This is a genomic window from Hoyosella rhizosphaerae (assembly GCF_014643175.1).
GTDB classification, from domain to species: domain Bacteria; phylum Actinomycetota; class Actinomycetes; order Mycobacteriales; family Mycobacteriaceae; genus Lolliginicoccus; species Lolliginicoccus rhizosphaerae.
This window is the reverse complement of sequence record NZ_BMJH01000003.1, coordinates 470,045-492,376: the sequence shown is the minus strand read 5'-3', so window position 1 is coordinate 492,376 and position 22,332 is coordinate 470,045. Positions and strand designations below refer to the sequence as shown.

The following is a 22,332-nucleotide window of genomic DNA, read 5'->3' as shown; positions in this document are numbered from 1 at the left end:
GATGTCGGTGGCGTGCATTTTTTGTGACATCGTCGCGGGTAAGGCTGAGGCTAGCCCCGTGTTCGAGGACGAGCATGTGATGGCGTTCATGGATATTCGACCCATGACACCGGGGCATCTCCTTGTCATTCCGCGCCAGCACGCCACCGATCTCAGCGAACTTCCTCCCGAACTCGCCGGCCCTCTGTTCGGCACTGCCCAGAAGATGGCCGCCGCGCTGCGGAAGTCAGCATTGAAGCCTGCGGGAATCAACCTGTTTCTTGCTGACGGTGTTGCTGCGGGCCAGGAAGTTTTTCACGTGCACCTTCATGTTCTTCCCCGCAACACCGGTGACGGCTTTGGGCTGCGGGGCAGTTTCAGTTGGCCACATCGCATGTCCCTCGATGCTCATGCCGCCCAAATACGGTCAGCGTGTGAATTTCTGTGACCAATCTGTCCCAGATGGTGCTTTCATTTGCCTGTTTGACGGTGTGAGCAACTAGGGTGAACGCCGTGCGTCCTACTTTGGCTGATTACACCCACATCCAGTCCGGCAAAGTCCGCGACTTGTACAACATTGACGACGAATGCCTACTGATGGTGGCGTCGGATCGTATTTCGGCATACGACCATGTGCTGGAAACGCCGATCCCAGACAAGGGGCGCGTCCTCACCGCTATGAGCGTGTTTTTCTTCAGCGAACTTGGGGTGCCTAACCATCTTGCGGCCTCCGCGGATGATGAACGCATCCCTGAGGAAGTGCTCGGACGGGCACTGATCGTGAAGAAGCTAGAAATGGTTCCGTTCGAATGTGTCGCTCGCGGCTACCTAACAGGTTCGGGTCTGAAGGATTACGCCGCCACCGGTGCTGTGTGCGGAGTGAAGCTGCCTGAGGGGCTCGGCGAAGCAAGCCGCCTTGAGGAAGCGATCTTCACGCCCGCGACCAAAGCTGACGTCGGCGACCACGACGAAAATGTGACGTTTGATGCCGTTCTGAGCAAGCTGGGTACAGAACTGGCGCACCGCATACGGCAGGAAACACTTGATATTTATCTGCGTGCCTCAACTTTGACGGAAGCGCGCGGCATCATCCTCGCCGACACAAAGTTTGAGTTCGGTGTGGACAATGCCAATAACTTGGTGCTGGCGGATGAGGTTTTGACGCCAGACTCCTCGCGTTTCTGGACCGTCGAAGATTACGCACCGGGCAAATCACAGCCGAGCTTTGATAAGCAGTTTGTGCGTGACTGGCTCACGAGCAGTGAGTCCGGTTGGGACAAGGACTCCGACAGCCCACCGCCGCCGTTGCCTGACGACATTGTTGACGCGACGCGGAAGCGTTACATCGAAGCGTATGAGCGCATCTCGGGATTGTCGTTTGACGACTGGTTGGGGGAAACTTCGTGGGCCAAAGCATGACAACCGCTCCGGAAGCAAAAAAGGTTCCGCTTCAACGTGAACACCACGGTGACGCCTTTGTCGACAACTACGAGTGGTTGCGCGACAAAGAAAACCCCGAGGTCGTCGCTTACCTCGAAGCGGAAAATGCATTCACCGACGCGCAGACTGTGCATCTCGGTGCTTTGCGGGAAAAAATCTTCGGCGAGATCAAAAACCGCACGCAGGAAACTGACATGTCGGTTCCCGTTCGCCGCGGCGAATGGTGGTACTACAGCCGGACGATCGAGGGCAAGCAATATGGTGTGAGCTGCCGGTGCCCAATCGAGTCGGACGATGATTGGGAGCCACCGCAACTCGACGCGGACGTGCCGGGGGAGGTTGTCCTTCTCGACGCCAACGCGGAAGCGGAAGGCCACGATTTTTTCAGTCTCGGCAGTTTCACCGTGACTGAAGACGGCACCTTGCTTGCGTACGCAGTGGATACCACCGGCGACGAGCGGTACACGCTGCGCGTTAAAGACCTGCGCACGGGCGAAATGCTCGGCGACGAAATCGAGAACACGTTCCCCGGCGCACTGTGGGACAACAGCGGAACATTCCTGTTCTACCTCACGGTTGATGACGCGTGGCGGCCGGACACTGTATGGCGGCACGAACTGGGCACGCCAGCGAGTGACGACGTGTCGGTGTTCCACGAATCTGATGAACGCTATTGGGTGGGGATGGGCACGACCCGCAGCCGCAAATTCCTCGTCATCGAGGTCGGGTCGAAAATCACCAGCGAGTCCCGCGTCGTCGATGCCGATGACCCCACGGGCGAATTCAAGGTTGTCCTGCCTCGCCGTGAGGGTGTCGAATACGGCATTGATCACGTCGTGGTCGCCGGTGAGGACCGGTTCCTCATCATGCACAACGATGGTGCCGAGAACTTTGAGCTCGCGGACGCGCCTGTCAGCGACCCCACGGACCAGCGGGTGCTCATCGCGCATCGCGACACTGTGCGGCTCGAAGACGTCGAGGCGTTCCAAGACCACCTCGTGGTGGGGTACCGACGTGATGCCATTTCTCGCATCGCACTGTGGCCGATCAACGCTGATGGTTACGGCGAACTCACCGAAATCGACTTCGGCGAGGAGCTGTACACCGCTGCCCCTGGCGCCAACCCTGAGTGGTCGTCGCCCTACCTTCGGCTTGGTTTCACCTCATTTATCACCCCGGGTCGGGTGTTTGACTTCGAGCTCAGCACAGGGGAGATGCACCTCCGCAAGGAGCAGCCTGTCCTGGGCGGATACGACCACGCAATGTATGAGCAGAAGCGTGATTGGGCGGTAGCCGAGGACGGCACGCGCATCCCGATTTCTGTGGTCAAGCGCAAAGACACGAACGAGCCTGCGCCCACACTGCTGTATGGGTATGGCTCCTACGAGTCCAGCATCGATCCATCGTTTTCCGTCGCCCGGCTGTCGCTGTTGGACCGCGGAATGGTGTTCATGGTCGCGCATGTTCGCGGCGGTGGCGAAATGGGACGACGCTGGTACGACAACGGCAAGACTCTGACGAAGAAGAACACCTTCACCGACTTCGTTGCGTGCGCGCGGCACATTCGTGACTCAGGCCAGGCCTCCGCCGTCGTCGCAGACGGGGGTAGTGCGGGTGGGTTGTTGATGGGCGCTGTCGCCAACCTCGCTCCTGAATTGTTCGATGGGATTTTGGCGAATGTGCCGTTCGTTGACCCGCTTACCTCCATCCTTGATCCTTCGCTGCCACTGACAGTGATCGAATGGGATGAATGGGGTAACCCGCTGGCCGATGCGGATGTGTATGCCTACATGAAGTCATATTCGCCGTATGAAAATGTCACCGACCAGAAGTACCCGCCGATCCTCGCGGTGACGAGCATCAACGACACCCGTGTGCTGTATGTGGAACCCGCAAAATGGGTCGCGAAACTACGCGAAGTGGGGGCCGAGTCGGTGCTGCTCAAGACGGAAATGAGCGCGGGCCACGGCGGCGTGAGTGGTCGGTACGAGAAGTGGAAAGAAGTTGCGTTCGAGTTCGCCTGGGTTCTTGACCGAGTCGGCCTGAGCTAGCAGCCCTGAGTTAGCCAGTTTTGAGTAGGCGAGAGGCCCTGAATCAGAGCGTGTGGTTCAGGGCCTAGCTGTCTTGCGTTGCAGTGGAAAAACCTGCGCGTTCAAGTGCGCGTTGCCCCTGCGGTGACGTGACGAAATCAGTGAAGGCGCGCGCCAGCGGCTGGCTTTGCGACGACTCAACAATCCCAATCATGTTGACGGTCGTCGCAGAGAAGGGGAGTTCGATGATGCGTACTTGCTCTCCCGCGGATAGCGCGTCTGTGCGGTACACGAGGCCGGCGACGGCAGACCCGTCAAGAACACGGTTGAGCACTTCGGTTGCGGATCGCTCTTGAACGTCTTGGTCAATGGCAAATCCTGCGCGCCGAGCCAGCCTCTGCGCGATAGTTCCGCAGGATGTTTCACTCGCGCACGAGGCGACGGGGGTGCCGCTGTCGATGACGTCGTCGATGTCAGAAACGTCAACGTCGTCGACGTTGGGTACGATAATCACAAGCTCGTTGCGAGCAAAAGCCTGAGGATCATCTATCAGTTCAGCGTCGAGCGCCAGCCACATCACTTCTTCGGTTTCGGTTGCGAAAACATCCGCGGGTGCGCCGTCCTTGATGCGATCGAGCAAATCCGAAGACCCTGTGAAGTTGAGATTTACCGCGGTCTGCGGGTATGCGGACTCAAAGTCTTTAGCAATGTCATCGAATGCGGTGCGCAACGACGATGCCGCAAAAACGGTGAGCTGATCTTGTTGGTCGGCTGGGGCGCAGCCAGTAGCAATCGCTGCTGCCACGGCACCAATGCACACAACACGAAGTGCACCACGTCGACGGGGTTGGGCCATGGCTCCAGTGTCACACGAGAAAGTAAACAGAAATCAAAGTTGGTGTTGGGTGACACCGAAAGTACGCTTCCCGTGGACCATCCTGTTACTTGCGTTTAATTGGTACCGGTACGGTGGTGGCATGTCACAATCTGTGCAGACCATCCCGCTCACCACTCTGTCCGGCGTATCCACAAGCCTTGCGAAGTTTGACGGAAACGCCCTACTGATCGTCAACGTGGCTTCCAAATGTGGGTTGACGCCGCAGTACCGTCAACTTGAAGAGCTCGCCACCAAGTACGGGGAGCAAGGGCTGACCGTGATTGGTGTTCCGTGTAACCAATTCGGTGGCCAAGAGCCAGGTACAGCCGAAGAGATCGCCACATTTTGTTCAACCACGTTTGGTGTGACTTTTCCCATGCTGGCGAAATGCGACGTCAACGGCGCGGACAGGCATCCACTGTATGAGGTGCTCACCGAAACGAAAGACGATGCTGGCGAGGCCGGAGACATCCAGTGGAATTTTGAGAAGTTCCTTGTCGCACCTAATGGTTCGGTAGTCCGCCGGTTCCGGCCACGAACAACACCTGACGCACCCGAGGTCATCAAGGCGATTGAAGAGGTCTTGCCGCAGGGGTGAATTGTTGGTGCTCTGGCCGCAAACATTTCAGTGCCTGTCACCTCCAAGACAGCGTGTGTACATGTGCTGATGTGACGGTGAGAGCATGAGCTCTGAACTGTTGGTTTCTGTGTCAGGCATTCGTGACACCACAGTGGATCTTGCCGATAGCTTCCTGGGTGAACTCGCTGAACGCGACGTACCGGTTTCGCTCCTGGTGGCGCCACGCATGAAGGGGAAGTACCGGCTTCTTCAAGACCCGCACACACAGGAGTGGTTTCGGGATAAGCAATCGGGTGGCGCGGCCATCGTGATGCACGGGTATGACCAGGCGGCCACGAAGAAGCGTCGCGCTGAGTTTGCGACCCTGCGTGCGCATGAAGCAATGCTGCGTCTGGTTGCAGCTGATCGTGTCATGGAGGAATCCGGGCTACGCACCCGATTGTTCGCTCCTCCTCAATGGACGTTGTCCGAAGGGGCGTTGATGGCTCTGCCGCGAGTGGGGTTCCGGGTGTGTGCTGATCTCACATCGATTCGGGACCTCGATCGGAACGTGGCTACGCGAACTCGAGTGCTAGGTGTCGGGGAGGGGTTTCTTTCCGAGCCGTGGTGGTGCAAGTCGTTGATCATGAGTGCGGAACGAATTGCTAGACGTGGCGGTGTTGTTCGATTGGCGATCAAGGCGAAACACCTCGAGCGCAGTGGACCACGTCAAGCATTCCTTGACGCTATTGATGTGTGTTTGTATCACGGCGCGCGTTCAGCTACGTACCGGTGGCCGTACCACCACGACGTGGCAGACGCAGCCTAAGTGATCTTCGTCATCGGGGTTTCACCTGAGGTGGGAAACAATTGAATTCAGGGTTCGTTCCGATGGCGCACCGGGGCAGTCGTTGGAATGATGGGGGCCATGGTCGAGACGAATCCAGCTAGCGACGGTATAGCAGCCCGCGCCACCAATGTTAAGAAAATCTACGGCAGCGGGGATACACAGGTTCACGCGCTCGCTGGTGTGGACGTGGAATTTAAGAAAGCCGAGTTCACGGCAATTATGGGGCCTTCGGGTTCCGGAAAATCCACCTTGATGCACTGCCTGGCCGGTCTAGATTCCGCGACCTCAGGTTCGGTGGACATCGGTGGCACTGAACTGACCAGCTTGAGCGACAAGCAAATGACCCAGTTGCGACGGGATCGTATCGGGTTCGTTTTTCAGGCCTTCAACCTCGTTCCCACCTTGACTGCGTTGGAGAACATCACACTTCCGCTAGACATTGCCGGGCGCACACCGGATCAAGAGTGGCTTAATGCTGTTGTTGATCGACTTGGGCTAACCAACCGGCTTGACCATCGCCCCAGCGAACTGTCGGGTGGCCAGCAGCAGCGCGTTGCGTGCGCGCGGGCGCTTGTCGGTCGCCCAGAGATCATCTTTGGCGACGAACCCACAGGTAACCTCGACTCGCATTCCGGTGGTGAGGTTCTCGATATTCTTCGCGCTGCTGTGACCGAGTTTGGGCAGACAGTTGTCATCGTGACGCATGATCCGCGCGCGGCATCGTATGCAGACCGCGTGGTGTTCTTGTCTGACGGCCACATTGTCGATGAACTCCGCGATCCAACGGCGGACAGCATCATTGACAAGATGAAAGCATTGGAGAATATCTGATGCCTGTGACGCTAGCGCCTTCGCGTTCACCGATGACAAAGGTGTCACTGCGCAACCTTGGGGCGCATAAACTTCGGCTTTTCCTCACGGTGCTCGCCGTGGTTTTGGGCACGGCTTTTGTTACGGGTTCCTTCGTTTTCACGGACACCCTGAAGAAAACATTTGACCAGATTTTCTCGGGTGATTCCCAGGGCGTCGATGTTCGAGTGTCCTTGCAGAATGAGGCTTCGCTCGGTGTTCCACTCGACCTAGCCGACGAAATTGTGGATCTGCCGAACGTGCGCGCGTCCATCAAGTATGCCGGTGGACAGATCATCATCATTAAAGACGGTGCTGCCGTTCAGACTGGCGGTGCGCCGAGCCTTGGCCAGCCATACTTGCCGCCGGATTCAGCGATTGGTCAGCCCATCGAGTTGATTGAAGGCCGGGCGCCTGCCGAACCTGGTGAAGTCATCATCAATGAATCGGGGGCAGAGCGAGCCGGGTTGAGCATAGGTGATGAGGTTGAGGTCCTTGTTCCCAATGTCGGCAATTTCGATCTCACCATCACTGGCACATACAGCCTCGCGGTTGATGTCGGCGGATTTGTTGGCATGCAGTTCGTGGAAGAGCAAGCACTGGAACTGTTTTCCGACGGCTCCCACGTTTCTCGTGTAGACCTCGCTGCCGTTGATGGAGTGTCGCAGGAACAGTTGCGCGACGAGGTGGCTGAACTCGTTCCCGATGCTTACAACGTCCAAACCGGTGCTGAAGTTCAAGCGCAGCAGCAAGATGAACTTGAACAGAACCTCTCGTTTATCAACTATTTCTTGCTTGCCTTCGGGGCTATAGCACTCGTGGTAGGTACGTTCATTATTTACAACACATTCGCGATGATCGTCGCGCAGAGGCTGCGTGAAATGGCGCTTCTGCGAGCGATCGGTGCGAGCCGAATGCAAGTTAGTCGTTCGGTCATTCTCGAAGCGCTGGTAGTTGGTGTTATCGGCAGCGTTATTGGTTTGTTCGCCGGTATTGGGATCGCCTACAGCCTGAGAGTGTTGCTCGATGTGTTTGGCCTAGGCCTTCCTGGGGGACCGTTGGCGGTGCAGCCACGCACAATCGCAGTGGCATTCGCCGTCGGCATCCTGGTCACGGTGGTCAGCGCCTACGCACCAGCGCGCAGGGCATCGAGAATTCCGCCCGTTGCGGCGATGCGCGAGGAGTTCAGTTCAGCAGCTGAGTCGATTCGCACTCGAACAATTATTGGCGCAGCGCTTGCGGTCCCTGGTATCGCACTGCTCATTTGGGGTGCGCAGTACACGGGACAACCCGGTGTGACGAGAGTGGGTATCGGTGCTGCGTTACTGATCGTTGCCGTGCTCTTCGCGACCCCAGCGCTGGCGACCCCTGCTATTAACGCGCTGGGTGTGGTTGCTAAACCTTTTGGTCCGATAGGCAAGCTGGCACGTACCAATGCGATGCGGAACCCTCGCCGCACCGCAGCGACTGCTTTTGCGCTCACTCTTGGGCTGATGCTGGTGACGTTGATTGGCGTCCTAGGGACATCGGCCAAGGTCAGCGTAGACAAACTGATCGATCAAGGCGTCGAAGCTGACTATGTTCTGACTGGTCCGATGCAAACGGGTGTGCCTGCCGGGGTTACGCAGGTGGTGGATCGGGTCAATGGTGTTGACCGCGCGGCTGCTCTCACCTTTGCTGGCGGATTCATCAACGACATGGGTATCAACGGCAGCAGTCTCACCGGCGGTGTTGACGGGATGCTGCAGTTCAACATGGTCGACGGCGACACAAATATGGATGGTCGCACCATCATTGTCGACGAGGGCGCAGCGGAGCGATTCGGTCTCAGTGTCGGCGACGAGGTCGAAATTGAGCGACCTGCTCGGGACGGCTCAATTGAAGTTACTGTGAGTGGGATCTTCGAACGCAACCAGGTTGTGGGCGCGATGATGTTGTCGCCGAGTGCGATGGATGCTCTCATACCGCCGTTTGTGCAAACCACAGTTGCAGTGATGGTCAATGTCGACCCTGATGCCAATGTCGAGCAATTGCGTTCGGACCTTGAAGAGGCCACGGAGCGGTTTGTGGTGGTTCAGGTGATGGACCGCGAAGAGTTCAAGGGGCAGCAGGCTCAGCAGATTGATCTGATTCTGTCGCTGCTGTACGCATTGCTGGCACTCGCTGTGGTGATTGCCATCCTGGGCATCATCAACACGCTGGCGTTGTCAGTTGTGGAACGCAAGCGTGAGATTGGGATGCTCCGCGCTGTGGGAATGCACAGAAAGCAATTGCGTCAGACGATCTATATTGAATCGGCGTTGATTGCGGTGTTCGGTGCAACCCTCGGTGTGGCATTGGGCTTGACGTTCGGTTGGGCGCTGGTCCAGACCCTGCGTGATGAGGGCTTGACGGTCCTCGCGGTCCCGTGGGTTCAAGTTTCGATAATGCTGGTCGGTTCGGCTGTGGTGGGTGTGCTTGCCGCGCTGTGGCCAGCGAGCCGGGCGGCCCGGACGAAGCCGTTGGAGGCAATCGCGGATGTCTAGATCTCGTACCGGGGCTTGGTGGCAGAACCATGTCGCAAGACCCGGTACGCTTAGAGTCGGTCGCGAACGCAAGCGCGGCGGTGTCGATGTAACGAGGAGTGCCGGGTGGCTCGTGTAGTTGTCAGTGTCATGCCGAAGACTGAGATTCTGGATCCTCAGGGTCAGGCGATTGAGCGAGCGCTCCCCAGGTTGGGGTTTGAAGGCGTGGCGGAAGTCCGCCAAGGTAAGCGCTTCGAACTTGAAGTAGACGACTCTGTTGATGACGCCACATTGGCGAAAATCGCTGAGTCTCTGCTCGCGAACACAGTCATCGAGGATTGGACTGTGACACGCCTGGATGGTGACGCGTGAGCGCACGGATCGGTGTCATTACCTTCCCTGGAACGCTCGACGATATAGATGCAGCCCGCGCTGTTCGTTTAGCCGGTGCGCAAGACGTCGCATTGTGGCACGGTGACGCTGACCTCAAAGGTGTCGACGCAGTCATCGTTCCAGGCGGGTTTTCTTACGGCGACTATTTGCGCTGTGGTGCGATTGCGCGCTTTGCGCCTGTGATGGGCGAAGTTGTCGCTGCGGCACGAAAAGGCATGCCCGTTCTTGGCATCTGTAATGGTTTCCAGGTGCTGTGTGAGGCTGGGTTGCTGCCAGGTGCGCTGACTCGCAACGAAGGCCTGCATTTCATCTGCCGCGATGAGTGGTTGCGGGTGGAGTCGAACACCACCGCGTGGTCATCACGCTACGAGAGCGGCGCGGAAATCCTTATCCCGTTGAAGTCGGGCGAGGGCCGCTACCAGGCTTCAGAGGCAACGCTGGATGAGCTGGAGGGCGAAGGTCGCGTGGTCTTCCGCTATGCGGGGGAGAACCCGAACGGTTCGCAGCGTGGAATCGCCGGTGTTGCTTCGGCCAATGGTCGTGTCGTCGGATTGATGCCGCACCCTGAGCATGCCACTGAGGCCCTTACGGGCCCCAGTGACGACGGTTTGGGCATGTTCCTGTCGGTACTCGACGGAGTGCTTGCTTCCTAGTTTGCTGTGTTGGGCCGTGTTAGGCGCGCACCGACTCTAGCTCGCGCGCCTTCGGGGCACGTGCGGATTCGGTGCGCTTTGGTGCTGCTATCACAGCTGCGGTTAGCAGGAGCATCGCTGCCCAGAATTGGCCATTCGCGATGATTATCGAGTTCACAGCACCCCACGCGCCGCTCGCGTCCAGGTCGGCGAATTTGTGCGGTGCAACCAAGAACACAAGCGTCGCCATCAGTGTAACCGGCAACCAACCGCGGTAGCGCGGAGCGACGAGCATTGGTAGAAGCAGCAGCACGTACACCCAGTGGTGGCTGACAGCAAACGGTGCTGCAGCCAGCGACGCGAGTGCAACAAGGCCGAACGCAACGTAGTGGTCACCCGCGCGAGTGAACCGCCACGCGGCCCAGGTTGCCGCACCAACGATGATGAGGGCGCCGATAGCCCAGGCGATGTCCTTGGCTGTGTCGTCCATCCCAATGCGTGCCAGCAGCCCCGTCAACGCTTGGTTAGGTCCGTACGAGTGCCCACCGGCGCGATCAGTGCGGAAAAACTCATCAGTCCAGTAGAAGACCGATGCGCCCGGGGCCACCACGAAGCCAACGACGATGGTTCCAAGTCCGGTAATGATGGCCCGTACGACCGCAGGGATGTCTTTCCGAAGGAGAAACACCAAGCCGAATGCAGCTGGGGTGACCTTGATCGCCGCTGCAATGCCGGTGGCGATTCCCCTGTACTTCCGTGGAATGACACCGGTGACGTCAGCGACGACAAGAGCCATCAAAGTGATGTTGATCTGCCCGAAAAAGAACGTGGTTCGCACAGGCTCGATGAGTAAGGCGAGACCTAACAGAGCTACGGCGAGTGTCTGTGCACTGAAACGACCGGGCGTGCCGGTGCGGCTGAGCAGCACAGTGAGAATCCCCCACACGAGGGCGATGTTCAGAATTGTCCACAAGACCTGCAGTACTGATAGTGAAAACAATGCCATTGGAGCGAAAACAAGCGCGGCGAATGGTGCGTAGATGAACCGTAGCCCGTGGGGCCGTTCGAAGCTACTGCTGTAGAGCGATCCGCCATCGACAAATGCTTGCCCGGCCGCCTGGAAGACTGCGAGGTCAATCATTGTTCCTGAGAACGCTCGGTGTAGCAGGAAGATAATTGCGCCAAATGCGACAATTTGACCGAGCCATAATGTCCAAATTGGCGAAAAGGCCCTTATTGTCCGGACTTCTGGCTTCTCAATTATGGTCAAGATAAATCCTTCTAGATGCAATGGTAAAGCAATTGATTAAATGGCTCATTTCTAAAGAATGTACCGAAATGATGCTGCATTGTCATGTGAAAACTGTCACCAAAGGCTATTCGGACGGTAGTTTGCCACGTACTGTGACCAAGCGTGGCTATCGACGAGGGGAGCAAAGTGGCGGCTCAAACAACCGTTTCTAGTTCTCGCGTTGAGTGGGTAGATGTCGCTAAAGGCGCGTGCATTTTGCTTGTCGTGCTGTTTCACGCGACGAACTTCATGATTACGCGTGGCTACGGCTCGGAATCCTGGGTTGCCTTCAATGCGTTTCTCGAACCGATCAGAATGCCATTATTTTTCCTGGTTGCCGGTCTTTTTGCGAGCAAGGTCCTAGGCACGTCGTGGTCAAACATCTGGCGGCGACGCGTGATGCTCATGCTCTACTTGTATGGCTTGTGGTTGCTGTTGAGGTTTGGGTTCTTCGCACTAGTTCCAGGTGCGAGCCTGACGGGTGAGGAGTCCTCACCTTTCAACCTGCTCACTGCTCTCGTGGTTCCACATAACGGCCTGTGGTTTGTGTACGCACTAGCGCTGTATTTTGCTGCGGCGAAACTCTTGGCTGACCGTGATCCGCGTATTCAGATTAGCGTTGCATTCACTGTTTCGTTGGCCGCATATTCGGCGGATTTTATGCCATGGACCTGGCAGAATATGGGCGCATACTTCCTGTTCTTTCTCATCGGCGTAAATGGGAAAGAAATTCTCTTGACGCTGGCGCGATGGACGTCGATTCCGGCGATCGCTTTGCTTGCCATTTCTTACAGTGCAGGGTTTTACGCGGTGAACAACAGTGAACTTGGCGAGTTCAGTCTTGCAAGGATTATGTTGACGCTGCTCGGACTTGCGCTTGGTGTTCTTGCTGCCGCGCGGCTTCGCTGGGGCGTGGGTGTCCGAGTGCTCTCCACACTCGGAACTGTCACGTTGCCTGTGTACTTGATGCACGAAATTGCTATGGGATCCTTTGCCTACGCGCTGCTGTCGACGGGAGTGTTGCCCGCAGATTCAGTAATGCGCGCCGCTGGGCCCGTAGTGGTAGCACTAGCAGGCATTTGTGGCGGACTTCTGCTGCATAAGTTGTTGCTATCGCTCAAGGCGACGTGGTTGTTTGCGTTGCCGAACTGGCTCCTCCCAAAAAAGGCGCCCGAGTTAACAAAACCCGAGACGAGTACTCACTTGGGCGACCTCGTGCGCACGCCAGTTGATGCCGGGCTCGCTGACTCCGAACGTCGTTGATTCGCAAGCGTCACCGCTGTGGCAAAAGCACCCAAGGCGACGAGTGGTGCGAGAAGCACCCACCACCGCCACGTTTCTGGCAGAGCAATCGCCGTTATCGCAATGACTGTGACGGTGACAGCCCCCGGTCCCATGTGGCGCAGGGATTCTGTCGTGGTTGCGTGAAAACGCCGAGTCCACGTACAGACAACATGGAATGTTGCAGCTAGACCACCTACCGCGCCGAATAGGGCCGCTTCCGCGCCCGGGGTTGGTGTCGCCAAGATGACGCCGAGCGCACACATTGCTGTCACTACCGAACTCACTGTCCCTAAACGCGTGAGGAGTGCGCCAATAGCTGTGACAAAGCCGACTGCGCCCAACGTCAATACAAGCGCTGTGAGTTGACCTGTTGTCGCCACGTACCCCAAGGCCGTAGCAGTTACGCAGATCCACCCCGTGAGCACGACTGTGATGGCTAACCGCTTCATGTGTATCGCTACCCCCGTGAGAGAAGACGGAACGCGTGGGCGAGCCCAGCATCTGGATCGTTGGCGTCCGAGTCGCGGTTCCAGACGACAACAGATACGCCTACCGCATTGAGGTCACGTACGAGTCGGCGTCGTTCGATGCGCCAGAACTGGGCGTTGAGGTCGTCGAGTTCTGCTTCAAACGGTGTGGCTTCGGCAAGAACGTCGACGAGCACTACTGGATGCCCTCGTCGCCGAAGTTCCATTAGCGCAAGCGAGAATTGTGGTTCCAGCATGGGGGAGAACGCGATAATGATCGCCCTCGGGGGTACGGCATCGACGGGGGCCAAAGTGCCGCGTACTACATTCGTACCGTCTCCGCCGTTGAGGATGACGTCGAGAATTCGGTAAAACTGGGTGCGTCCGAGTTCGGCGGTGATCCATCGGGCGCGGGAGCCCAGGGTCACGATGCCCGCGCGGTCGCCCTGTTGCAATGCTGCCTGGGTGACTTGCGTCGCGCCGCGCGCTGATCGAGTGAGGCTTTCGCTCGCCGCACCGGGCGCTTGGGGATAGGTGTCGACGATAACGACGATGTCGGCGGCGCGGTCGGTGAATCGTTCGGTGATGTGCAGGCGGCCTGTGCGGGCGCTGACTTTCCAGTTGATGGCGTGCAAGGGATCGCCAGGTTGGTAGAGCCTGGTATTGGCAAATTCAACACCTGCCCCGCGTCTAGGTGTTAGGTGCATACCGATGCGATCGGGCAGCGGCGTCTTAGGTATCGCTGTGGCTTGCGGTGGCGACAAGGGGTAGGCATGAACTCGCCCTATGAGTACTCGTGATTCCGCAGCCCATGCGCCATCGGGCGATAAAGCCGTGACCCGCATCCACACCGGGTAGTTGCCCCACTTACTGACTGCGACGGTGAGAGGCAAATCCGTTTCTGGGTCCGCCAGGGTCATACCTTGCGCTAGCTCCGGTTCCGCTTCAAAGGTGCCGGGGCCGTCAAGGTTGATGGCGTAGTGAAGCTGCGCGGTCTCGCCCTCAAAGATGCGAATCGGAGTGTGATCCGCTTCCACCATGATGGAGCGGCCAAGTCCCGTCGTCCGTTGATGCGTGCAGCTCACAAGTGCCCCGAGAAACGGGGCGGAAAACAATGCAACCAGCCACGATTGCGCGAGGATGGCTGCAACGAGCGGCACCGCAGTGCAGAAGGCGAGAGTGAAAATCAGTGTGGATGGTTGCCATCGAAGGTCATTCACGGCGTCACCGTTGAGGGGTGTTGTACTCGCGGAACGGGTAGACGAGCGAGGATTTCCTCAATGATTTGTTCGCCGCGGATCCTCCGTACCCACATCTCGGGCCGCAGGGTGATGCGGTGCGCGATTGCGGGGACAGCGAGCGCTTTGATGTCTTCAGGGATGACGTAATCGCGGCCAGCAAGTACCGCTCGACCACGCGCAAGTTGCACGAGATCAATTTCTGCCCGTGGGCTTGCACCCACCTCGATTTTGGGATGATTGCGGGTGGTGTTGGCGAGTGCAACGACGTACTTCAGTACGTCGGGATGCACCGAGACATGTTCGAGGGTCTCGCGCATATCCAATAAATCCTGGGCGGTGAGCACTTGCTGGACTTCGATGGGCGCTGAGCCGCGGTCGAGTCGGCGTTGCAGCATGACTTGCTCGTCTGCCTGGTTGAGATATCCGAGACTCAATCGCATCGTGAACCGATCGAGTTGCGCTTCCGGAAGGGGATAAGTGCCCTCGTATTCGATGGGGTTGTCGGTGGCGAGCACGATGTACGGAACCGGCAAAATGTGCGTTTTGCCATCAACGGTGATCTGACCTTCAGCCATCGCTTCAAGCAGAGCTGATTGAGTTTTGGGCGGAGTACGGTTTATTTCGTCTGCTAAAAGCAAATTGGTGAATGCTGGACCCTCGCGGAACTCAAACTCTCCCGATCGCATGTCGTAGATGGTGGCGCCGAGAAGATCTGAAGGAAGCAGATCTGGGGTGAATTGTATGCGCGTGAACTTTAGGCCAAACGCTGCGGCAAACGATCTCGCGATCAGGGTCTTGCCTAGCCCCGGTAGGTCTTCGATCAATGCATGCCCGCCCGAGAGCACTGTCAGGAGAATAAGAGTAAGCGCCTCACGTTTGCCGACAACTGCGCGTTCGATTTCGTCTAGTACGGCGTTTGCGCGTTCAGTTGTGGTGGCAGCGCTTGAGTCACGTTGGGTCAACTGCGTTCCAATCGGGTGAGAATCTCGGCGAGGACGGGGAGCCCGGGGCCGGGCTGTTCTGCAGGGTCTTGCGTGCGGGTTTTCGGCGCTACACGGCTAGCATCTACCCATTCCCAAAGTTCCGGACCGAAAAGCGCGAGTCCGGTCGCTTGGTATTGGTCTCGGTTTCCGTGTGCACGAACCCTGAACGACCCTTCGAATTCGCGGGCCAAAATAGGGCGTAAGTGGAGGTCCCAATCGCGGCGCGTGCCGTCTGCCCAGCTAATCGTGAAGTTGGTCCGTGCTAGCCAGCGGCGAAGCAGCTCCTCGGGCGCGTCAGTGTCATTCGAGGGGGACACGGAGTCGTCGGGATTCTCGGGGGCGTTGCGAAATGCCAGTCGATATAGCGCGATGACGGTGATCGCGCAGATGACGGCACCACTGAGCGGGACAATGAGATCGTAGGCACCGACGGCCAGGAGGATTGTCTGCACCACGACGAGCGAACCGATTCCGGCTAACGTGAGGCCACGGATGGTGTCCTCCTCACGTCGGCGAGCATGTTTCGCAATAGGTCGGCGGCTGATCGTTGTTGATCGTGCGTCATGGTGTGCTTGCTGAATCTGGCTTCGGCAAAGAGTTGGACGAGCGCGTCGGCTGAGTTCTTGTGGACGTAGCCGTGGCTGACTGCACGGCCGAGAACCTCACTTGGGGTGTCGGAATCGAGGGGAGAGGCCCCTTCTGCCTCGGTGAGGGCCTGTTCCATTTCGGCGTAGCACGCAATGATCGCGTCCCTCGGGTTGGTGTGATCATCCGTTATCGCCGCAAGTCCGCGTTGCGCAGCCATTTCAAGCGGCGACACTTCGGTTGAGGTGCGCTGCGCGGGGATGGTCGTAGATGGTTCCATCCACGACTCACCACCGAGGACCCGGCGGGGGTTGCGCATTGCCAAGAATGTGCCGAGCACGAGTAGCCCGACGAGCAGCACGAGCGCTATAAGGAAGAACGGTCCAAAGTTGGCTTCTTCGTCGGGGTCGGTGACTGTAACGGGCTGTTCGGTGATGGGTTCGGCGGTGGTGTGGCCGTTTTCGGTGGATGGTGGCGGAACTCTGACGATGGTGTCGTCGCGCTGTTGAAGAATGAGCAGTATCGCGGCGATCAGCACCGCTGCGACCGCGATCCAGGCGATGAGTCGCCATCGTTTTCCGCTGCGCCGTTGCGCCCCGACAAATCGCATCATTGTGGGTCCGCTGGTGCGGATCACGCGCGTTCGTGGATGCCGCCAGAGAAAGAAGACCGCTAATCCTGTGATCGCAATGGCCCCTCCCATGACGATCACAAGCAGCGCGACGGTCCAGCTGTCGGGTAGGAGCGGCTCGCCAGTTAGTGGTTCATGGCGCAACGCGTAGACGAGTGCCCATGTCAGCGCACCAACTGTGGCAACGTGCGCCACCGGTGTCGGGCTAGGCGAGGCCGGTGGGTTGTGCTGGCGTGGCGGCTGCGTCTCACTGCGCATTCCTTATGGTGACATGGATCACGGTTCAGAGACGGGGTAGTTGGCGCGGTAGACTCTCATTCGGCGAGCCGCCGCGTCGAAAGGACTACAGTCTCCGTGTCGTCATCAGCAACGTCCGCATCTGATTCACCTACTACCCGTATTGATTCGGTCTCTCACGCAGAGTCAACTCCGGACACTCCTCAGCCATATCGTGAACTTGGTCTTAAAGATGACGAGTATGCCCGAATTCGCGAGATTCTCGGGCGTCGCCCCACTGCCGCCGAATTGGCAATGTATTCGGTGATGTGGAGTGAGCATTGCTCCTACAAGTCGTCCAAAGTGCATTTGCGTTACTTCGGTGAGACAACGACCGATGAGATGCGCAAATCTATGCTTGCCGGTATTGGCGAGAACGCCGGTGTGGTCGACATCGGTGGTGGTTGGGCCGTCACATTCAAGGTGGAGAGCCACAACCACCCGTCCTATGTGGAGCCGTACCAAGGCGCAGCTACCGGCGTCGGTGGCATCGTCCGCGACATTCTCGCGATGGGTGCCCGTCCGGTAGCAGTGATGGACCAGTTGCGCTTCGGTGCAGCCGATCACCCCGATACTCGTCGCGTTGTTGATGGTGTCGTGCGTGGTGTCGGTGGGTACGGCAACTCGCTTGGTTTGCCAAATATTGGTGGCGAGACCGTCTTTGACGCGTCGTACCAAGGCAATCCACTTGTCAATGCTTTGTGTGCTGGTGTGATGCGGGTTGAAGACCTTCACCTTGCGCATGCCTCAGGCGTTGGAAACAAGATCATTTTGTACGGTGCTCGAACAGGCCTTGACGGCATCGGTGGCGTATCAGTTCTCGCGTCAGAGACTTTCGATGGTGATGAGTCCGGTGGCGGACGCAAAAAGCTGCCATCTGTGCAAGTGGGCGACCCTTTCATGGAAAAGGTCCTCATCGAGTGCAGCCTTGAGCTCTACCACGCTGGGCTCGTTGTTGGTATCCAGGACCTCGGCGGCGCTGGGCTTTCCTGCGCCACCTCAGAACTTGCGGCGGCCGGCGACGGCGGCATGCACGTCGAACTCGACAAGGTTCCCCTGCGTGCCCGGAACATGACCGCAGCCGAAGTATTGTCGTCCGAGTCGCAAGAGCGCATGTGCGCGGTGGTGGCACCCGACAACGTCGACGCCTTCATGAAGGTCTGCGAAAAATGGGACGTCATCGCGACAGTGATCGGTGAGGTCACCGACGGCGACCGGCTCGTGATCACCTGGCACGACGAAGTTGTTGTCGATGCGCCACCGAAGAGCCTCGCCGATGAAGGCCCTGTCTACAACCGACCGCTCGCGCGTCCTGACAGCCAAGATGGCCTCGAAGCCAACACCTCAGCGGGTCTCGCACGGCCGTCAACGCCAGATGAGCTTCGCGACACCATCGTGCAGATGATCAGTTCCGCGCAGCTATGTAGCCGGGCGTGGATCACCGAACAATACGACAGGTACGTTCGCGGCAACACGGTGCTCGCAGAGCAAGCAGACTCCGGTGTGATCCGTATTGACGAGGAGACCGGACGTGGCATCGCGCTGGCGACCGATTGCAACGGCCACTACACCTTGCTGGACCCATACCAGGGTGCGCAGCTAGCGCTCGCAGAGGCATACCGCAACGTCGTCACGACGGGAGCAATCCCGCTAGCGGTGACAAACTGCCTCAACTTCGGTTCACCTGAAGATCCGGGCGTGATGTGGCAGTTCCAGCAAGCGGTTCGTGGACTTGCCGACGGGTGCGCCACATTGGGCATCCCCGTCACCGGCGGAAACGTCAGCTTCTACAACCAAACCGGTAGCCAACCAATTTTGCCCACGCCTGTCGTGGGCGTTCTTGGCACGTTCGACGATGTTCGACGCCGCACACCGCAAACCTTCGGCATTGATGACGGCGAGACCCTCATCCTTCTCGGCGAGACCCGAGATGAGTTTGACGGCTCAGTGTGGGCGCAGGTCGCGCATGACCACCTCGGCGGACGCCCACCGGCAGTGGACCTTGAGCACGAGCGTCTCCTCGGGGAGATCATGGTGGCTTCAAGCCGCGACGGTTTGATTAACGGTGCACACGACCTCTCCGAAGGTGGCTTCGCGCAAGCAGTGGTGGAGATGGCGCTCGCCTCGGAAACCGGATGCCGCATCGTGCTGCCTGAGAACACTGACCCATTTGTGCAGCTGTTCTCAGAGTCTTCGGGACGAGTGTTGGTGGCGGTGCCGCGCACAGAAGAGCCACGATTCACGTCCATGTGCACCATGCGCGGAATGCCGTGGGCCCGCGTGGGCGTTGTTGTCAACGGATCAACTGATCTTGAAATTCAAGGCATCGGTACGTTTACTTTGGCGGAACTGCGGGACCACCGTGAGGGCACACTTCCCGCGCTCTTTGGGCACGCGATTGCATAGATTGACGCTGCCTAGGGATTGACGCTGCTGAGAAGTTAGCGCGGTAGCAGGGGAGGTGGTGAGCGTATGCACACTGCCTCCCCTGTGCTGCAGGAGAAACCCGAACCGACGGTGCGTCCCGCCACGCAGGTAGGCCGCTACTTGTGGCATCGCTTGCGCCTTGACCTCACTGGGCTGGCGTTCGCAGGGTTGTTTTTTGCGTGGTCAATGACACCGTCGTTGCTGCCTCGGGAGTGGACGTACCAAGGCCTGGTCTCGGGGATCAGTTTGGCTGCGGGCTACGGAACAGGCGTTGTGCTCGCTTGGTTCGTGCGGTCAGTAGTGTTCCCGTTGTTGGAGTGGCCGCCGCCGTCTCGGACGGTGGTGTGGTGGACTCGAGGCCTGACGGCTGTCGGCACCGTGTCGGTGATGGTTTCGGCGCTCGTGGCGGCTGCTGAGTGGCAAAACGAAATTCGTGCGCTGCTCGGAATGGACCTCGCCACAACCCAGTCGTACTTCCGTGCGGGGTTGTCAGCGATAGTGATCGCCGCAGCGATCGTGTTTTCGTTCCGTGTGTTGCGTGCAGTGGTCCGGTTTATTGGGTCTGGCATTCGCAAATTGCTGCATTTGCCAGTACCGATTGTGAACGCGCTCGGCATTGTGATCGTGTCAGCCCTGATCATCACACTTGTTAACGGTGTGCTGGTTCGGGGGCTCGTGCTGGCCGCCAACTCAGCATTCTCTGTTCAGAACGCAGAGATTGAGCCTCGTGTGAGGCAACCGGCGGAACCAGAGCGGTCGGGGAGCCCCGAATCTTTCGCAGCGTGGGAAACACTCGGTTTGCAAGGCCGCAGGATCGTGTCGCGGGGGTTGCGGGCCGCCGAACTGGAGCATGCGACGGGCGAACAGTCGCAGGAGCCAATTCGCGTTTACGTCGGACTCGACTCGGCACCCACAATTGATGACCGTGTAGAACTTGCGCTTGCCGAACTCGACCGCACGGGTGCGTTTGATCGTGAAGTGTTAGTTGTTGCCACCACCACGGGCACAGGCTGGATCAATCCAAATGCCACCCAGGCGCTCGAACTCATCTATCGCGGCGACACTGCATTTGTGGGGTTGCAGTACTCGTTCTTGCCTAGCGCATTGTCATTCCTTGTCGACCAGGATGTTGCAGCCGAAGCCGGTAAGAAGCTTTTTGACGCTGTCTATGCGGAGTGGCAACAACGTGATCCAGAAACCCGACCGAGGATGTTTGTGTATGGAGAAAGCCTGGGCTCATACGGTTCCGAGGCCGCGTTTGAAGGGCTAGCGGACCTGCGTGAAAAAGTGTCGGGTGCCCTATGGGTTGGTCCAATGAACATGAACCGGCTCTGGCGATCGTTGACGGAGCGTCGTGACCCGGGTAGTCCTCAGATCCAACCGACATACGCGGGGGGACTGGTCGTGCGTTTCGCTAACCAAGCGGCGGACTTGCCCAGCGCAGACGAGTTAGCCGCTGCGCCGTGGCTTGAACCCCGCGTGTTGTATCTGCAGCATCCCACCGACCCTGTTGTGTGGTGGTCGCCTGAGCTTCTCTTCCAGCGTCCTGATTGGTTGCGGGAACCCCCGGGCTACGACGTGTCACCCTCTATGCGGTGGCGTCCTATTGTGACGTTCTGGCAAGTGGCATCTGACCTTGCTAACGCAGGCCGCATTCCATACGGGCATGGGCACTTATACGGCAGCCTCATTCTTGACGGCTGGATAGCTATCGCCGCACCGGACGAGTGGACGGACGCCGACACCGATCACGCCCACGAGGTTATGGGTTCCCTCTCTCAGTTCCTCCTGCCGCGGCAGAGCCCCATCAGCGAGGAAGGTCCGACGCAATGACCCGCGTCGCGTTCGCAACGGCGGTAGCCGCTAGTGCTGCGGCGTTGACGTGGAACAACATTGTCGTGCCGCGGCAACAGTGGGGTTGGCGTACCCGAACTATCACGCACGCTGGCGTTGGTATTGGTGCAGTGCTGTGTGCGCGAGCAGCCGGTGTTACGTCACGCGAGCTTCACGTGGACACCGCCATGAAACTGCGGCCGCGGTATCAGGTTGCGGCAGGCATTGCTGCGTCAGGACTCGCTGCGGCAGCGGTTGTGTCAACTGGAATAGCTAGCCGCAGTGGCGACCGGGGGACGACCCCTCAGCCGGAGCCGGAGCGACCACTAGCCGAATGGGTGCTCTTCCATATCCCACTCGGCACAGTGGTGGCTGAAGAGCTACTCTTTCGCGCAACCATTAACGCGCTCTGGTGGCGGGCCTTGCCCGACCCGTGGAGCAGAACTGTCGGGGCCGCCGTTTTCGGTTTGTGGCACATCGCGCCCGCGGGAGGTTGGGGCGCGGGCGGCAGCAGGGTTGTCGCGACGGTCGGGGCGACTGCGCTCGCAGGTGTGGGATTCACTGCATTGACAAAGCGCTATGACAGTGTTCTAGCCGCCGCGCTGGTGCACTATGTTGTGAATGCCGGGGGCGCTGTCATAGCCCATGTTTCTAGCCTCGAATCCTAAGAAGGTGGGTTTGTATCGTTATGCCGTCGCACCACAAGCCCCCAGCGGTTGATCCGCACGAGTTACGCAGCGCAGTGCTATCCATTGCCGATTGGATTGCCGCACCCGACTCCACGCCGAAACCACCGAAATCGCAGTTGGCGGCGGCTGTTCGCCTCAGCGCGCAGACCTTGGCAAGCGTCGCGCCGGGACGCAGCGTGGAGCTGCGGATCCCACCCTATGTAGCTGTGCAGTGTATTGCTGGAACCCACCACTCGCGGGGCACACCCCCTAATGTTGTCGAGGTTTCACCTGCCGTTTGGATGCGCTTGGTTGCTGGTCACATGTCGTTTGATGAGGCTATCGAAAGCGGAGATGTAGACGCGTCCGGGATTCGCGCGGCTGCCATCGGTCGGTGGCTTCCGTTAGTGCCTCTTTGATCAAGTTCGCATCCTGACGGTGCTGGACCGTAGACTAAGGTGTCCCCGATCCCGCCGCTAAGGGAGCATCTCGCAGTGACGACTCACACGAGCAGCAAGTCTGATGTAACGTCC

At 58.6% G+C, this 22,332-nt stretch carries 21 protein-coding genes; 14 read left to right on the top strand and 7 right to left on the bottom strand.

Annotated features, from left to right (window positions below):
* The first annotated feature begins 1 nt into the window (after nucleotide 1).
* From IEW73_RS14065 to IEW73_RS14055, 3 genes are all read left to right on the top strand, one after another.
* On the top strand, nucleotides 2-427 hold the full coding sequence (locus tag IEW73_RS14065; protein WP_188676379.1) for an HIT family protein: 426 nt from the start codon (nucleotides 2-4) through the stop codon (nucleotides 425-427).
* Nucleotides 428-492: 65 nt separating this feature from the next.
* On the top strand, nucleotides 493-1,398 hold the full coding sequence (locus IEW73_RS14060) for a phosphoribosylaminoimidazolesuccinocarboxamide synthase (RefSeq protein WP_188676376.1): 906 nt from the start codon (nucleotides 493-495) through the stop codon (nucleotides 1,396-1,398).
* A complete protein-coding gene (locus IEW73_RS14055) occupies nucleotides 1,395-3,470 on the top strand; it encodes a S9 family peptidase (RefSeq protein WP_188676373.1) in 2,076 nt (691 codons plus the stop codon). The genes IEW73_RS14060 and IEW73_RS14055 overlap by 4 nt, the downstream gene beginning before the upstream one ends.
* Before the next feature lie 64 nt (nucleotides 3,471-3,534).
* Here IEW73_RS14055 and modA read toward each other — a convergent pair whose 3' ends face one another.
* On the bottom strand, nucleotides 3,535-4,305 hold the full coding sequence (modA, locus tag IEW73_RS14050; RefSeq protein WP_188676370.1) for a molybdate ABC transporter substrate-binding protein: 771 nt from the start codon (nucleotides 4,303-4,305) through the stop codon (nucleotides 3,535-3,537).
* Between the two features lie 121 nt (nucleotides 4,306-4,426).
* Here modA and IEW73_RS14045 point away from each other — a divergent pair, with 121 nt between their 5' ends.
* The 6 genes from IEW73_RS14045 to purQ all read left to right on the top strand — a co-directional run bounded on the left by IEW73_RS14045 (nucleotide 4,427) and on the right by purQ (nucleotide 10,134).
* Nucleotides 4,427-4,924, top strand: a complete 498-nt coding sequence (locus IEW73_RS14045) for a glutathione peroxidase (protein WP_188676367.1) — start codon at nucleotides 4,427-4,429, stop codon at nucleotides 4,922-4,924.
* A gap of 85 nt (nucleotides 4,925-5,009) precedes the next feature.
* Entirely contained in the window at nucleotides 5,010-5,714 is a 705-nt protein-coding gene (locus tag IEW73_RS14040) for a DUF2334 domain-containing protein (RefSeq protein WP_188676364.1), read from the top strand.
* A 99-nt stretch (nucleotides 5,715-5,813) separates the two neighbouring features.
* Nucleotides 5,814-6,566 carry an ABC transporter ATP-binding protein gene (locus tag IEW73_RS14035; RefSeq protein WP_188676362.1) on the top strand — a complete coding sequence of 251 codons (753 nt, stop codon included), beginning with the start codon at nucleotides 5,814-5,816 and terminating at the stop codon, nucleotides 6,564-6,566.
* Between the two features lie 32 nt (nucleotides 6,567-6,598).
* On the top strand, nucleotides 6,599-9,109 hold the full coding sequence (locus tag IEW73_RS14030; protein WP_188676358.1) for an ABC transporter permease: 2,511 nt from the start codon (nucleotides 6,599-6,601) through the stop codon (nucleotides 9,107-9,109).
* A gap of 105 nt (nucleotides 9,110-9,214) precedes the next feature.
* On the top strand, nucleotides 9,215-9,460 hold the full coding sequence (gene purS, locus IEW73_RS14025) for a phosphoribosylformylglycinamidine synthase subunit PurS (protein ID WP_188676355.1): 246 nt from the start codon (nucleotides 9,215-9,217) through the stop codon (nucleotides 9,458-9,460).
* Entirely contained in the window at nucleotides 9,457-10,134 is a 678-nt protein-coding gene (purQ, locus tag IEW73_RS14020) for a phosphoribosylformylglycinamidine synthase subunit PurQ (RefSeq protein WP_188676353.1), read from the top strand. The genes purS and purQ overlap by 4 nt, the downstream gene beginning before the upstream one ends.
* Before the next feature lie 19 nt (nucleotides 10,135-10,153).
* Here the strand turns inward: purQ and IEW73_RS14015 are convergent, their stop codons facing one another.
* Nucleotides 10,154-11,383, bottom strand: a complete 1,230-nt coding sequence (locus IEW73_RS14015; protein WP_229676014.1) for a glycosyltransferase 87 family protein — start codon at nucleotides 11,381-11,383, stop codon at nucleotides 10,154-10,156.
* Nucleotides 11,384-11,527: 144 nt separating this feature from the next.
* Between IEW73_RS14015 and IEW73_RS14010 the strand changes: the two genes are divergently transcribed.
* Nucleotides 11,528-12,667: an acyltransferase family protein gene (locus IEW73_RS14010; protein WP_188676350.1), complete on the top strand. Its 1,140-nt coding sequence runs from the start codon at nucleotides 11,528-11,530 to the stop codon at nucleotides 12,665-12,667.
* Here the strand turns inward: IEW73_RS14010 and IEW73_RS14005 are convergent.
* The 5 genes from IEW73_RS14005 to IEW73_RS13985 are packed head-to-tail and all read right to left on the bottom strand — an operon-like array spanning nucleotide 12,604 to nucleotide 16,790.
* Complete coding sequence (locus IEW73_RS14005; RefSeq protein WP_188676347.1) at nucleotides 12,604-13,137, bottom strand: hypothetical protein; 534 nt, start codon at nucleotides 13,135-13,137, stop codon at nucleotides 12,604-12,606. The two genes, IEW73_RS14010 and IEW73_RS14005, sit on opposite strands and share 64 nt — an antisense overlap.
* A gap of 8 nt (nucleotides 13,138-13,145) precedes the next feature.
* Nucleotides 13,146-14,375 carry a DUF58 domain-containing protein gene (locus IEW73_RS14000; RefSeq protein WP_188676344.1) on the bottom strand — a complete coding sequence of 410 codons (1,230 nt, stop codon included), beginning with the start codon at nucleotides 14,373-14,375 and terminating at the stop codon, nucleotides 13,146-13,148.
* Nucleotides 14,372-15,358: an AAA family ATPase gene (locus IEW73_RS13995; protein ID WP_229676013.1), complete on the bottom strand. Its 987-nt coding sequence runs from the start codon at nucleotides 15,356-15,358 to the stop codon at nucleotides 14,372-14,374. Before IEW73_RS13995 ends, IEW73_RS14000 begins: the two co-directional genes overlap by 4 nt.
* Nucleotides 15,355-15,831 (bottom strand): hypothetical protein, encoded by a 477-nt coding sequence (locus tag IEW73_RS13990; RefSeq protein ID WP_188676340.1) that lies wholly within the window; start codon nucleotides 15,829-15,831, stop codon nucleotides 15,355-15,357. The genes IEW73_RS13995 and IEW73_RS13990 overlap by 4 nt, the downstream gene beginning before the upstream one ends.
* Nucleotides 15,832-15,854: 23 nt before the next feature.
* Nucleotides 15,855-16,790, bottom strand: coding sequence for a DUF4129 domain-containing protein (locus IEW73_RS13985; RefSeq protein ID WP_188676338.1), 936 nt, complete (start codon nucleotides 16,788-16,790; stop codon nucleotides 15,855-15,857).
* A 204-nt stretch (nucleotides 16,791-16,994) separates the two neighbouring features.
* Between IEW73_RS13985 and purL the strand changes: the two genes are divergently transcribed.
* The 4 genes from purL to IEW73_RS13965 all read left to right on the top strand — a co-directional run bounded on the left by purL (nucleotide 16,995) and on the right by IEW73_RS13965 (nucleotide 22,218).
* Nucleotides 16,995-19,277: a phosphoribosylformylglycinamidine synthase subunit PurL gene (gene purL, locus IEW73_RS13980; RefSeq protein ID WP_188676983.1), complete on the top strand. Its 2,283-nt coding sequence runs from the start codon at nucleotides 16,995-16,997 to the stop codon at nucleotides 19,275-19,277.
* Between the two features lie 66 nt (nucleotides 19,278-19,343).
* Nucleotides 19,344-21,131, top strand: coding sequence for an alpha/beta hydrolase (locus IEW73_RS13975; RefSeq protein ID WP_188676336.1), 1,788 nt, complete (start codon nucleotides 19,344-19,346; stop codon nucleotides 21,129-21,131).
* Entirely contained in the window at nucleotides 21,128-21,799 is a 672-nt protein-coding gene (locus IEW73_RS13970; RefSeq protein WP_188676332.1) for a CPBP family intramembrane glutamic endopeptidase, read from the top strand. The genes IEW73_RS13975 and IEW73_RS13970 overlap by 4 nt, the downstream gene beginning before the upstream one ends.
* A gap of 20 nt (nucleotides 21,800-21,819) precedes the next feature.
* Nucleotides 21,820-22,218, top strand: a complete 399-nt coding sequence (locus IEW73_RS13965; protein WP_188676328.1) for a sterol carrier family protein — start codon at nucleotides 21,820-21,822, stop codon at nucleotides 22,216-22,218.
* Nucleotides 22,219-22,332 lie beyond the last annotated feature (114 nt).